The following is a 13754-nucleotide window of genomic DNA, read 5'->3' as shown; positions in this document are numbered from 1 at the left end:
ATAGTTGCCCGGCCCCCCGTTCGGGGCCGCTCGGCGCTGCTAGCTTCATGACACGTCGAGGTTGTCGCCTCGATGGTCACGAGGGAGATCCCGATGATCCTGCGAGACACCGTCACCGACATGGTGCGTGCCGTCGTTGTTAACGCGGGCAGCGCAACTGCGGCTCACGCCGTCTCGCGCGGGGGCTCGGCTCTCCCTGATTCCTCGGCAGCGGTGCCGGATGTCGCCGGTTCACCCCACCCTGCGACGATCCGCGCCGCTGCCGAGCTCACGCCGGCGACCCTGCGAGGGGAGACATCCTCCCGCAGGGTCGCCGTGCCAGTACCGGCGCCCCGGGCTCCAGCGGTCGTCCGCATCTGACGGACACGCGTCGAAGCGGCGTTCGGGTCCGTTGAGGCCGCGCCGTCCGCGATGCGGTCGTGGAGTCCGGGGCGTCGCTCGGGTGGAGTGCGGGGTGAGTTGTGCTCGTCTTGTCCGGAGTTCGGGCTGGAATTCATTACTCTTGTGCTAACGATGCGTCTTCATCGACCCGGAAGGGCGTCGTGTCACACGAGTGATGTGGGGGGTGGTGCCGGTGGTCGATTCACCCAACCCTCACGAGTCCCACCGGCGGCGGTCACGCATCCGTGCCGCGGAAGTGCGTCGCCGGGTGCTGGATGCCGCGCTCGAGCGGGTGGAGGGCATCGGCCTCACCATCGGTTTCGAGCACCTGGTGATGGACGACCTGATCCGTGAGGCCGGGGTGCCCCGGAGTTCGACCTACCGGCTCTGGGATTCGAAGGAAGCGTTCGTCTCCGACCTCCTGATCGAGATCGCCGCCGAGACCTCGAACAAGCTGGCCGACGACGAGACGCTCGAGATCAGCGAGCGCATCCTGTTCGACAACCTCGAGCTGCTCACCCAAGAGGACGATCGGCGCCGGGTGATGTACGAGGTCATCCGAGTCGCGCTCGAGCACAACTACCGGGCCGTCATCGCTTCGGTGCCGTGGCAGTCGTACGTCGGGCTCTCCGCGACTCTCCTCAGCCACCTCGAGTCGTCGGCGCGGGAGGAGATCGAGCGGGCGTTGCGCGCGGGCAGCGACGCGTTCATCGAGCGGATGGCCGAGTTCCACAAATGGTTCTCCACCATCCTCGGCTACCGCATCCGCGCCGAATGGAATGGCGACTACCGGCCTTACGCCGTCGTCATCTCCGCCGTGGTCGAGGGGCTGGGACTGCGTCATCTCGGCAACCCGGGAGTCGTGGATGCGAGCTACCGCGGGCCCGCGACGATCAGTTCCGACGACCCGGAATGGGCTCTCCCGGCGATCGCGCTGGTGGCCATCCTGGAGCGGTTCCTCGAGCAGGATCCCGATTTCGACGCCGAAGCGAACGTCGAGATGCTGCGCCGGATGAAGGCGGCGCGCGAAGCGGCGGCCGAGGCCTCAGTCGACGACTGAGCTGCCGAGCAAGACGGCGACCGCGGCCTCCGGGCTGTCGTAGGGCCCCGACCAGGCCTGTTTGGTGTGCACGGTGGCGAGCTTGGCGTGCCACCCGTCTTTCAGCAGGTAGAGGCGGGCCACCGGCTGCTTGATGTCTCCCGAATGGATGATGGCGCGATCGGCGCCCTCATAGTGCAGATTCCCCATACCCAGATGCTACTCACACCCTCTGACACGTGTGGCACAGCGTCGCAACAAACATTCATTTCGCGACGCAACCCATCACCAGAACGACACATGGCCACGGCGCGTGCGAACACGGGAGCCGACGACGCGGCTCCGGCGAGCATGTTGCGGCGACTTAGTCCGGGGAGTCGTTCATAGGGCTCATGCTGCCAGTTCGGCGTCAAGTGCGAGCGCGCGTTTCGCGCGGCGCCGGTCGTTCACGAAGGCGATGCCCGCGGCGCTTAAGCAGACGCGTAAGTGGGCAACGGCCCGTAACCTCCCCGCAATCCGACCCTGTTATCCTGGCGAAACCAGAGACCGGGGGGACTTCATGCCAGCCTTGCCACGCACGAAGTACGACGGAATTCAGACGCTCCGGTTCGTTGCCGCGCTGCTGGTTGTCATTACGCATTCCACCTTCTACGCGGGTGAGCGATTAGACACTTCCATTCAGACGTGGCACTTTGGTGAGGTCGGCGTCGACATCTTCTTCGTGATCAGCGGCTTCGTGATGATGATCTCGACGGGCAGTCTGGTCGGACGGAAGGATGGCTGGAAGTTTTTCGGAATGCGTCGCCTGGTGAGAATAGTTCCTATGTACTGGATCGCGACGACGGTCAAATTGGCGACGCTGGTCGCGCTACCCGGAGCGGTCCTTCATGCCCAGCTGAATCCAGGTAACATCGCGCTCTCATATCTCTTCCTGCCTTCGAGAAATGTCGACGGGCAGGTCGAGCCGCTGCTCGGCGTCGGGTGGACTCTCACATTCGAGATGTTCTTCTACTTCATCTTCACAGTTGCCCTGCTGCTCAAAGCAAAACCGATCTGGTTCTGCGGGATCGTGCTCTCCGTCTTTGCAATCGGAACCGTGTTCCGTGGAGACGACTGGCCCCCGGCCGCCGTGTATTTCAACCCGATCATCCTCTACTTCCTGGTAGGCATGGTCATAGGCCAATGGACCCAAGACCGGTCGTTTGTGCGCCTGTCGATCTGGATGGGCTACATCGTCGTCCTCTGGGCGGCGATTCCGGCGCTGGACGGCACGTTCTCGACCAATGATGTGGAAAAGTTCATCCGCCATGTCGGCGTAGCGGCTTTGTTGCTCGCCGTGGTGATGGCTGAGCCCCTCCTCGCCGGTCGAATCCCCGGCCCTGTCATCTACATGGGCGATGCGTCGTACAGCCTGTATCTCTTTCATCCGTTGTTGGCGCCTCTGGTCCCTGTTGTCTTGGCCGTGGTCGGTCTCAAAGTGGGCTGGTTGTCAGTCACCTTGTCGGTCGTGGGGGTGGTAATCGCAGCCGCACTCATCTTTCGTTTCGTGGAGCGCCCGATCACTCGCGTTCTGCAAGCGCGCCTACCGTACGTGCGCAGACACTCCCCGGCCACGGTCGAACCTGCGCCGACATCGGGTCGAGCTTGAGCCGATCGGCCACGATGCCGGCTAATCAGACGGCGTATTCGAGATCCATCGAGGCCCTGGCGCTGGGCCTCACTATGACCAAGGATCGGCGACGCCAGCTGTCACAGGAATTTCCATTCGCGATAATGCGGACATTCACCCTTGTTGAATTCGTCCGGATCCTCGACCACCAGGCAAGGACGACATAGCTGTCCACGGGTGCCTCTGACGACACCTTGTTTGACGTGGTGATGTACGGCTCGCGTCAACGTGGAATGGTGTCGATCGATAGCATGACATCGAAGATCCGTATCGGCGATCCGCTGAGGTACACGAACGGGTGGGCGCCAGGATCAGTGAATTTGTGCTCGACCTGGCTGACTATCTCGCCCGATTCGACTGATCCGCTCGCAATAGGATTACATCGACCTGCAATCATTCGATGGGGAGACGTCTTTGGCTGTGTATTCGATCTTGACGGTCTGTTCCGGGAACATTTGCCGGTCGCCCATGGCGGAACAGTTACTACGCCGAAGATTGCAGGACTATCCAGGCATCGTGATGAGCAGCGCGGGGACTTTTGCCGGTCCAAATGAGGCGATGCCCGAAGAAGCTGCTGCATTGTCCGTGAGATTCGGAGGCGAGCCCCGAGGGCATCTCTCGAGATCCTTGACCGAATCAATGGTCAATGAGGCCGACTTGATCTTGGCGATGTCGCGCAATCACCGGCGTGAGATTGCCGAGCTTGCTCCCCGAAAGGTCAAGTCGACATTCACCATTCGTGAGTTTGCGCGGCTGGGAGCGACTCTCTCAGACGAGGAGGTCGTTGACGCGGCACGGCAGCAGATCACGCTTCGTAGTGCATTGATCGAAGCGTCCGCTCTCGTCGCATCTCGCCGGGGAAGACCGGACACGCTCGAGTTTGTGCCCGCTGAAGAGGACGTCATCGATCCGTATCGCAGAAGTGCAGCGACTTATGAGCGGAGCGCACAGGAACTCGTCCCGGCGGTTGACGAGGTTGCTAGAATTCTCGGCCTTGCCGCTTCCACAGTGAGCAAGAACACGAGGGCCTGAGTCTGCTCGGTGAAGCTCTGAGACTGCTCGGAACATTTATGTTGCGAATACACGCGGTGCAAACTTAATACTTCTATCGTCGATGCGCTGGTGCTCGGCCCGTTCAGGCTGGAGACACTGTGACGCATCATGCGCGAGCCCTCACGATCGTGGGGACTCTTGCGACGTTGTCGCTACTCGCCGGCTGCGCAGCAGATCACGAGCAGCTCGCCGCCGATGCCTGCCGGGATGCCGTGATCGGTCGATTGGCGGAGGAGCATCCCGATCTGGGCCGCGACGTCCGGTCTGAATCTAAGGTCCGCAGCGACGAAGGCGGTTTCGGAGTGTTACACGTGAGTGGGTCACTGGTGGTTGACTCGGGCGATCACACCAGGTACTTCACCTGGGCGTGCTTCGCCCAAGTGGTCGACGGATCCCTTCACGTCAACGTCGAGTCCCTCAATCCGACTTTTCCGTCGAAGGCCCGCTTATACGAATAGGCGGATCACCTGTTCGCACTCAGGTCGGGCACGGCCCCGATCCCGAACTCCCTGCGCAGCGCTGACCTTGCCGCGTAGTATCCCGAGAGCCCGTGCACGCCTGTTCCGGGCGGTGTCGAGGATGACGCCAGGTACACGCCTTTCGCCGGAGTCCGCCATGGCACGGGCGACAGTACAGGCCGCTTGAGCATCTGTCCGATCGTCAGGGCGCCGGATGAGATGTCGCCGCCGACGAAATTCGGATCGAACGACTGGATGTCCTGAGCCGTCATGCCTTCGGCAGCCAGGATGACGTCTCGAAACCCGGGAGCTGATCGCTCGATCTGGTTTGTGATCGCTTCAACCGGATCGAAGTTTGATCCGGCGGGTACATGCATGTACGCCCACAGGGTATGTTGCCCATGAGGTGCGCGGCTCCGATCGAAAAGGCTCGGTTGGGCTACGAGCACATACGGGTTCGATGGCACGATTCCACGAGCCACCTCGCTCTCCGAATGTGCGATCTGTCGCCGCGTGCCGCCGAGATGCAGCGTCGCTGTCTCGTGTGCGTGCGCATTCGACCACGGCACTGGCGAAGCGAGGGCGAAATCGACCTTGGCCACTCCGTTTCCGTATTTGAACCGCAGGAGATCTCGGGCATAGCGGTCCGGGAGGACTGCGGAGGCGATGTGCGCGAGCGAACGTGCCGAGACGTCGAACATTGCAACTGCGGAGCGGGTAAGCTGGCGCACATCCTCGATCTCCACTGCCGTGTGAATCAAGCCACCGTGGTCGACGACATCGGCAGCCATCGCATCGACGATCGCTTGGCTTCCCCCAACTGCTACTGGCCAACCTCTCGCGTGGGCGTGGGCCGCGAGCACCAGCCCGGCCCCGGCAACAGCGAGCGTGGGCATTCGGCCGATTGAATGGGCGCTTACTCCGGACAGGAGGGCTGACGCTGCTGGCGACCTAAACCGAAGATTCCACGCTGGTGATCCCTGCTCGAGAACTCGCAAACCGAACCTCACGGCGGTCATGGGATCTCGCGGAAATCTGAGCAACTGCGAGAGAGCGAAATCCGTGAGGCCGTCGATGTGTTCCACGAGCGGAGAGAAGAGGTTTCGCCAGGCAACCCCGTCGCGACCCAGCTCCGATGCGGTGCGCCCTAGGTCTTTGAATGCGACGGCGGCGGCCGACCCGTCGAGCGGATGGACGTACGAGACCTCGGGAATCGCGAATTCCACGCGCTTCGTCAATTCGAATGCGCGGAAGAAGGGAGACCCCAAGCCCATGGGATGGATGGCTGCGCCCACGTCATGCTTGAATCCCGGCAGGGTCAGCTCGAGAGTTCGAGCACCACCCCCGATCGTGGTGTTCTTCTCGAAAATCTCCACGCTCAGCCCGGCGCGGGCCATTACCACTGCTGCGGCGAGGCCGTTCGGGCCGCTCCCCACGATCGCGACATCCACCATGCCCCGAGTATGGCACCTCCCGGGCTCGCCCTAGGATTCGACGGATCGGCTCCGGCTGTCGCAAAGACTTGCTGCTCGACCGACGAATAGACCCGTGAGGAGGGCAGTGACAAACCACCCCACGAGTATCGATGGAAGAAGGATGTAGCCCAGAAACTCCATTGTTTCTCCTCGGGGTAGACGTGCATCCACGCGCTTACGTGATTCTTTATAACAGATGCCGACGGATGCTCACGGTAATCCGTGCGGTGTTGCAGGACAATTGGCAAGCGGGATTCTGTAACAAGGTGTTGACAGCGATGACCTACGTTGTTCACAAGGATCGTGAGACTATGAGTAGACGGACGTTGTGTACTGCATAAGTGCACCTGAAAGGGGAACATCCGCGTGGGAATTAGAGACTATATTCGCGTTTTTCGCAAGGGGTGGGTCTTCATCGTTGCGCTAACACTTTTGGGGATCGGTCTCGGAGCCGCATATTCAATTGCTCAGACGCCGAAATATCAAGCGACAGCACAGGTTTTCGTGTCAATCCAGTCGGCGGGCTCGGTATCAGAGCTCACTCAGGGAGGGAACTACACGGCCAATCAGGTCAAGTCGTTCGCCGACGTCGCCACGTCCCCTCTGGTGCTCAAGCCGGTGATCGACGAACTCGGTCTCGACGTCTCGGTGGATGAACTTTCCCGCTCGGTCAAGGCTGAGATCCCGGTTGACACGGTGATACTTTCGATCACTGTCACGAATGCTGATCCTGAACTTGCAGCCAAGGTCGCGAACTCGGTTGCCGACAACCTGCAGGCTGCCGTCGGGACCCTGGTTCCGAAGACCGTCGACGGGAGCAGCCCCGTGAAGATGTCGACCACGCGGGAAGCGACTGTTCCACAAGCTCCATTCACTCCGAACGTTCCATTGAACATAGTCATGGGAGGTGCCATCGGACTGGCCATCGGCCTGGTGCTGGCGTTCTTGCGTGAGATTCTCGACACGCGAATTCGTAACGAACACGACGTCGAAGCGATCTTGCCTACGGCGATCTTGGGCGGCATCACCTTTGATCCCAGGACGCCCGAACACCCTCTTGTTGTTCAGGATGACCCCCGAAGCCCACGAGCCGAAGCGTTCAGAACGCTTCGCACCAACCTCCAGTTCCTCGACTACGCGGGAGCTGCCAAGAGTTTCGTGATCACGTCGTCCGTTCCCGGTGAAGGCAAGAGCACCACGGCTGCCAACCTGGCGTTGGTCACAGCGGCGAACGGTAAGAGCGTCGCGGTAATCGATGCGGACCTTCGGAAGCCCAAACTCGCCGCCTACCTTGGCGTCGAAGGCGGGGCCGGTCTCACGGATGTGCTCGTCGGGCGCGCTGAGCCCAACGACGTCATCCAGAGATGGGGGGCTTCGAATCTATACATCCTTCCCGCGGGCCGCATACCGCCGAACCCATCGGAGTTGCTCGGGTCGGACGCCATGGTGCGATTGCTGCGCACGCTAGAACATTCTTTTGACGTGGTATTCATCGATGCACCGCCAATCCTGCCCGTGACCGATGCCGCAATCCTCGCGAAGAGCGCCGGCGGGACTCTGGTCATTGTGGGCTCCGGCAGAGTCCATAAGGGTCAGCTTCGAGGTGCCATCTCCGCCCTGCAGAATGTCGGTGCGAGAGTGTCCGGCGTCGTGCTCACCATGCTGCCCACACGCGGTCCTGATTCCTACGGCTACGGTCGTTACGGATACGGGTACACGTACGGGTATGCCGGAGAGGCAGACATAGACTCCACCATGGATGCCAGTTTGGACGCTCCTCTAACTACGAGAAGATGAGTTCATCCAGTGCTAAGCGAAGAGTGGTCGGCTCGTGGTTGCTAGTCGCTGCTCTCGCGGCCGTCGTGACCGCTTTGGTTGTATTCGCGTTCGCCAGGAGCGCGGCGCCCCCTGCCCTGCTCGATGCAGGGCCGGTACTCCCCACAGCGAGTTCGGATGCGGGCCCCACGTCAGCTCCGTCGACGACTAAGTCATCTACGCCGACCGCCTCGCCGGAGCCATCGACCGCCCCTCGGCGCGTGATGACGTATTTTGACGATCGCCTCAGCGGAGTGAGGGTCGAAGGTGGGGAATGCGGCGGGAAATCCGCGACCATCGAGACGTCAGCCGACGGCGGTGTGAGCTGGGTCGCCTCGGATTTGGGTGGCCTGGTGCTGAGTGACGTGCTCTCCGTCACACTTTCGGGGGAGTTTCAAGTGGACATCGTCGGAAAGCTGGGATCGGACTGTTCGGTGGGAATGGTCACGTCGTACACCGGAGGCCAGTTTTGGGCCGTTCGCACCGATGCCCTCTCTGAAGCGACGTACTTCGATGCAGACGCCAACGTGATCCATGACGGCGGATCCACGGTTGCCAATCCATGTTCGTCACCGCTTGTAGTCCGTTCGTTCGATTCCGATTCGACCTTGGTGTGCGACGATGGTGTTCTCGCGATCACCGAGGCGCGAACGATCGCGGTCGTTCAGAGGCCAGGTGTTCTCGATGGAGAGGTCGTCGGGGATCAAACTGCGGTTGCGATCGACGACCCAAGCACTTGTGACGGTGTTCTGGTCTCGGTCACAGGCAACACGACGTCGGCCGTTCTGGGTCAAAGTTGCTTGGCTGCAGATGCGACTTCCGGAGTTTCGATCGCCGCCAATGGTCAGCTGGTCCGTTTGTGGGTCGGCTCCGTCGTGTATGAATCAGAGGATAGGGGAACCTCGTGGACACAGCTGTGAGTATCGAAGAAGTCCCAGCGACGGACGCCGCGCAAGCCGCCGGTGCGAAATTGTCCCCGACGCGTTCAAGCGATGACTGGCGCACGATCTTCGGCAGGAGGCTGTTCCTCACCGATCTGGCGGCCCTGATCGTTGCAGTTTACGGCGCGCAGGTCACCTGGTTCGGACTTGAATCGCCTGACGTCCTTGCTCGTTCGTTCGTCGGAAACGTGCCGCTTAGCTATTCGGTGGTCTCTGCGATCCTGTTGATCTCGTGGTTGATCGCATTACAGATTTATGGCACTCGAGGGCACCGTGTGATCGGCACGGGCACGCAGGAATATCGTTTGATCGTCGACAGCACGTTGCGGCTGTTCGGACTTGTTGCGATATTCGCATTTCTCTTCCAGGTGGACTTCGCGCGGGGTTATGTCTTGATCGCCCTGCCGAGTGGCTTGATCTTTCTTCTGATCAGCCGGCTCGTTTGGCGGAAATGGCTCAGTCGTCGGCGAGCCCGCGGGGGTTATTCCTCCACGGTGCTCCTGGTCGGGTCGACGGAGTCGGCCACCGACATCGCCAACGAACTCATGCGCCAGCCCGACGCGGGCTATCGAGTTGTGGGTGCCTGCGTTCCGACGCCGCTCATCGCGTCGGCATTGCCAGGAACCGACATTCCAGTGTTCGGGAATCTAGACAAGGTGGCGCAGGCGCTGGAGGCTTCGGGAGCGGACACCGTGGTCATAACTAGCGCGGATGAACTCCCCCCGGCGCGGGTCCGGGAACTCAGCTGGTATCTGGAGCCCGGCCGCAAGCACCTCGTCGTGGCACCGAGCCTGATCGACATCGGGGGCCCGAGGATCCACATGCGCCCTGTGGCCGGCCTTCCGCTCATTCACATCGAAACCCCGCGGTTCGATGGTGGAAAGAAGACGCTCAAGCGGGCCTTCGATCTTGTTTCGTCTGCAATCTCCCTGATCATCCTTTCCCCCGTGCTTCTCGTGATCGCCATGATCATCCGATTGAGTTCGCAAGGGTCCGTATTCTTCCGGCAGGAGCGGATCGGGCTGAACGGCAACAAGTTCAACATGCTCAAGTTCCGCTCGATGGTGGTCGATGCTGAATCGCAATTGGAAGTTCTCCGCACAAAAAGACGAGCCGAGGGAAATACGGTTCTGTTCAAGATGAAGGATGATCCGCGGGTCACCCCGATCGGCCGCCTCCTTCGTCGCTTCAGCCTCGATGAGCTCCCTCAGTTGATCAACGTCTTTCTCGGCTCGATGTCGCTTGTGGGTCCGCGCCCACCCTTGGAGCACGAAGTTGCCCAGTATGAACGGCACGTCCATCGGCGATTCTTGGTGAAGCCAGGAATCACCGGGCTGTGGCAAGTGAGCGGGCGATCGAATCTGTCGTGGGAGGACACTGTCAGGCTCGACCTCTTCTACGTCGAGAACTGGTCGCTGACCGGCGACTTAGTGATTCTCGGCCGCACCGCTCGAGCAGTTCTTGCTCGCGAAGGCGCATATTGAGCAGGACAGAGATCCGCTCCGACCGTTCACGCCCCAGGGAGAATCACGCTTGAAGATGTTCGTTGCCGCTCACGGGCAAGCAGACAATGTAGGAGATTCCGTGCTCCGCCGTGGCATGATGGCGAGTCTGGCTACGGGCCGGGATCGTTACGTGCTGGTGGGTCGCGCCGGTCCTGACTATGTAAGCGGCCTCGGCCTTCGATCCACCGACACGGTGTTCACCAGCAGACGGAAATGGCAGCTCGCTGCACTTGCAGCCGGTCTTCGTGAGAGAGTGGCGTTCTTCTCGAATGCTGGCGAAATGCAGGTCAACCGGCGAAGGATCCTCATCGGCCTCGTCGACACCATCCTGCTCGCAGTCATCCGCCTTCGCGGGGGCGTCGCCGTTCACACCGGTGTTGGTGTACGCAACCCGCAGGGCCGCTGGCCGGCACCGATCGCGATTCCGGCCAGATTGTGCTCGCTCGTTGCCTGGCGTGACGCCCCGACGAGAGACAAGATCGGCTTCGGGTCGGTCTACCCCGACTGGGCTTTTGTAGAGGGATCAGTGCCGGTGGAGTCCGAGATCCAGTTCTCGGCTCGCGACATCATGGTCGTTTCCCTGCGAGGAGATCGGCCGATTCCTGACGCGGTTTGGATCGACTCGGTGAAGGAGTTCAGCAGAATGCACGATCTGCAAATCGTGGTAGCAAATCAAGTAGCCCGCGACGCGCACCGTGCGATCGAGCTCGCTGATCTCCTTGGCGGACGCACGGACCTATGGGAAGGCGGAGCGCACGATCTCCGAGAGAACGAGATGCGCTCTCTGTATAGGCGAGCGCAGGCTGTAGTGAGCGATCGTCTGCATGCGCTGATCATGGGGTTGACTGAGGGCGCCGTGCCGCTGGGCCTGATGCCAGGTAGCACCGCAAAGGTGGACCGCACTTTCGAAGCCGGGGGGTTCTCGGACTCGGCCCTATCATCTTCGGATCACACGCTGTCTGAGTGTGTCGAGTGGCTGGTCGAGAGGATGTCGAAGCGCGACGCGATCTTTGCACAGGTCGCAGGCGCAAGGCGTTCGATCGCTGACCTCACCCAAAGAGTGCGCACGCTTGTACCGGCAAGTGCCACTGTGCCCCTCGCAGCCTCTGGGGCGGAGAAATGAGGCCTCAGTCGCGCGGCACGTCGAGGGGGTGCTGAGTGGAAGTGGAACTGGTTCACTGGAACCCCACGCGGAAGATCTACAGGGGACTCCTAGGGCGGTTGCTCCCCATTCGGAGACCGGTGAACAACTTCGGTGATCTTCTCGGCCCGATGATTGTGCTCGAATTGCTTCGTCGGCGTGGCATCGACCCCAGCGTTGCGACCAACCGACGACGACTCGTGTCGGTCGGATCGGTGATGCACATCGCACGTGCTGGCGACGTCGTTTGGGGATCCGGCGTCAACGGCAAGTTCGTCGATCGAATCCCTCCCACCGAACTGGACATCCGGGCAGTTCGAGGCCCTCGAACCGCCCGGATCCTCAGGAGCGCGCACCTCGAAGTCCCCGACGTGTATGGCGATCCCGGGCTATTGACCGGGATGCTCTGGCCGCGAGATGGCCTCGCCGAGGAGCGTGAGCGGAGCCAGGTACTGGTGGTGCCGAATCTCAACGACTTTGGGCGAATGAAGAAGTTCCCGTCGACTACCGGAATTCGGCTACTCAATCCTCAGCTTCCGATTGAACAATGCTTGAGAGCGATCGCGAATGCCGACTTGGTGGTGGGATCGTCGCTTCACGGGATTGTTGTGGCGGAGTCTTTCGGCGTACCCGCGCGCCTGGTGAAGTCGGTTTCCGAACCCGGGTTCAAGTACGAGGACTACTTCTTGGGCAGCGGCCGAACGTCCGTCGGTGCGGCAGCGACCGTGTCGGACGCCATCAAACTGGGTGGGCACGACCCCCTTGCGTGGGACTCCACTCCTCTCCTCGAGGCGTTCCCATACGACCTCTGGGTTGAGCCCGAGGCATGAGTCTCGCCTCGACGGCGGCGCGTGGGGCGGCCGCATCCCTGAGTTCGCAGTTCATCAAGTTCTTGGTGAACCTACTTTCCATCAGCGTTTTGGCGCGCCTTCTTTCGCCGGGCGATTACGGAACAGTCGCGATGGTGACAGCGATCACCAGCGTTGCTTTCATCCTGTCTGATTTCGGTCTTTCTATGGCCTCGATCCAATCCCAGACCATCACTCGCCCGCAGAAGACGAATCTCTTCTGGCTCAACGCTGCACTCGGGGTCGTTCTGTCGGCGATCGTGTTCATCTGTGCTGTTCCGATTTCGGTGCTCTACGGAAACGCCGACCTCGTCCAGGTGACTCAGGTAATTTCGATCCTTTTTCTCCTCAGTTCTCTCACTGCTCAATTTCGTGCTGAAGCCACCTCCAAGCTGAAATTCAATGCGATGGCGATCGTCGATGTCGCCTCACCCGCGGTGGCATTCGTCGTGGCGTTGTTCATAGCGCTGGGTGGATACGGCTATTGGGCTCTCGTGTTGCAGCAGGTCGTCCAGGTGTTCGTGCAATTGGTGCTGCTCGTCGTGATCGCACGATGGTGGCCAGGTCTACCCAGACGGCACCAGCAGATGAAGTCACTGTTGTCATTCGGCGTGAACAGCGTCGGAGTTCAATTGGTGAACTACGTCAGCAACAACATTGATTCCGTGCTCATCGGCCGATTCTCAGGCTCGGAGGCGCTCGGTTTTTACAGTCGCGCCTATCAACTGTTCCGACTCCCTCTTCAGCAGCTGGCCGCCCCTACAACCCGCGTCGCGTTTCCGATTCTCTCTCGACTGAATGGAACTCCGGAGTACGACCGATACATTCAACGAGCGCAGCTTGTATTGACCTACGTCCTCGGGGGCGTTTTCTTTGCGGCAGCCGGCGCCGCAGCACCATTGATTGAGATCGCTCTCGGACCGGGTTGGGATCAGACCAAGTTACTGTTTGCGATCCTTTGCGTGGGTGGTGTCTTCCAATCGCTCGGTTACGTCTACTACTGGCTGTTCCTGTCGAAGGCCATGACGGGACTCCAGCTGCGTTACGCGCTGATCTCGCGATCCATCATGGTCGGATTGGTCGCGTGCGGAGTGATTTGGGGGCCGGTCGGAGTCGCGACAGGAATGTCCACGGGACTATTCCTCAACTGGCTGATCCTCACGATATTCGCGGTACCGAAGACGGGCGTGGCAGTCAAGCCGCTCGTGCTGGCCGCAGTCCGGCCGATGCTCTTGTTCGTGGGGATGCTTATTTTTGCATCTCCTGTGATCTATTTGTCTTCGGCCTGGCCCGCCTGGGGAAGTCTCGGCGCGATAGCGGCGGCGATGGCCGTCTACCTCGGAATCGCGTTCCTGGTCTCTCGTGCCGTCCGCCGAGACGTGTTCTCCATCGTCGAGGTCGTGAGGAAGATACGCCGATGACTGAGGAG

The 13754-nt window shown here is 60.9% G+C and carries 11 protein-coding genes; 9 read left to right on the top strand and 2 right to left on the bottom strand.

What is annotated here, in order from left to right:
• Positions 1-574 precede the first annotated feature (574 nt).
• Positions 575-1441, top strand: coding sequence for a TetR/AcrR family transcriptional regulator (locus ACFJGU_RS03645; protein WP_382307730.1), 867 nt, complete (start codon positions 575-577; stop codon positions 1439-1441).
• On the opposite strand, the gene ACFJGU_RS03640 is transcribed toward ACFJGU_RS03645, so the two are convergent.
• Complete coding sequence (locus ACFJGU_RS03640) at positions 1427-1630, bottom strand: hypothetical protein (protein WP_382307728.1); 204 nt, start codon at positions 1628-1630, stop codon at positions 1427-1429. The two genes, ACFJGU_RS03645 and ACFJGU_RS03640, sit on opposite strands and share 15 nt — an antisense overlap.
• 349 nt (positions 1631-1979) lie before the next feature.
• On the opposite strand from ACFJGU_RS03640, the gene ACFJGU_RS03635 reads away from it, so the two are divergent.
• Together ACFJGU_RS03635 and ACFJGU_RS03630 are read left to right on the top strand one after the other, a co-directional pair.
• Positions 1980-3068: an acyltransferase family protein gene (locus ACFJGU_RS03635; RefSeq protein WP_382307726.1), complete on the top strand. Its 1089-nt coding sequence runs from the start codon at positions 1980-1982 to the stop codon at positions 3066-3068.
• Positions 3069-3509: 441 nt separating this feature from the next.
• Positions 3510-4121 carry a low molecular weight phosphatase family protein gene (locus ACFJGU_RS03630; protein WP_382310252.1) on the top strand — a complete coding sequence of 204 codons (612 nt, stop codon included), beginning with the start codon at positions 3510-3512 and terminating at the stop codon, positions 4119-4121.
• 484 nt (positions 4122-4605) lie between these two features.
• On the opposite strand, the gene ACFJGU_RS03625 is transcribed toward ACFJGU_RS03630, so the two are convergent.
• A complete protein-coding gene (locus tag ACFJGU_RS03625; protein ID WP_382307724.1) occupies positions 4606-6054 on the bottom strand; it encodes a phytoene desaturase family protein in 1449 nt (482 codons plus the stop codon).
• A gap of 387 nt (positions 6055-6441) precedes the next feature.
• Here ACFJGU_RS03625 and ACFJGU_RS03620 point away from each other — a divergent pair, with 387 nt between their 5' ends.
• From ACFJGU_RS03620 to ACFJGU_RS03595, 6 genes are all read left to right on the top strand, one after another.
• Positions 6442-7872, top strand: a complete 1431-nt coding sequence (locus ACFJGU_RS03620; RefSeq protein ID WP_382307722.1) for a polysaccharide biosynthesis tyrosine autokinase — start codon at positions 6442-6444, stop codon at positions 7870-7872.
• A 242-nt stretch (positions 7873-8114) separates the two neighbouring features.
• Positions 8115-8810, top strand: a complete 696-nt coding sequence (locus tag ACFJGU_RS03615; protein WP_382307720.1) for a hypothetical protein — start codon at positions 8115-8117, stop codon at positions 8808-8810.
• Positions 8807-10315 carry a sugar transferase gene (locus tag ACFJGU_RS03610; RefSeq protein WP_382307718.1) on the top strand — a complete coding sequence of 503 codons (1509 nt, stop codon included), beginning with the start codon at positions 8807-8809 and terminating at the stop codon, positions 10313-10315. The genes ACFJGU_RS03615 and ACFJGU_RS03610 overlap by 4 nt, the downstream gene beginning before the upstream one ends.
• Before the next feature lie 49 nt (positions 10316-10364).
• Positions 10365-11459 carry a hypothetical protein gene (locus tag ACFJGU_RS03605; RefSeq protein WP_382307716.1) on the top strand — a complete coding sequence of 365 codons (1095 nt, stop codon included), beginning with the start codon at positions 10365-10367 and terminating at the stop codon, positions 11457-11459.
• 119 nt (positions 11460-11578) lie between these two features.
• Complete coding sequence (locus tag ACFJGU_RS03600) at positions 11579-12307, top strand: polysaccharide pyruvyl transferase family protein (RefSeq protein WP_382307714.1); 729 nt, start codon at positions 11579-11581, stop codon at positions 12305-12307.
• Positions 12304-13746 carry a lipopolysaccharide biosynthesis protein gene (locus ACFJGU_RS03595; protein WP_382307712.1) on the top strand — a complete coding sequence of 481 codons (1443 nt, stop codon included), beginning with the start codon at positions 12304-12306 and terminating at the stop codon, positions 13744-13746. The genes ACFJGU_RS03600 and ACFJGU_RS03595 overlap by 4 nt, the downstream gene beginning before the upstream one ends.
• Positions 13747-13754 lie beyond the last annotated feature (8 nt).

It is taken from the genome of Herbiconiux sp. UC225_62, assembly GCF_042694625.1.
In the GTDB taxonomy this organism is placed as follows: Bacteria; Actinomycetota; Actinomycetes; order Actinomycetales; family Microbacteriaceae; genus Herbiconiux.
This window is presented reverse-complemented; position numbering and strand designations above follow the sequence as displayed.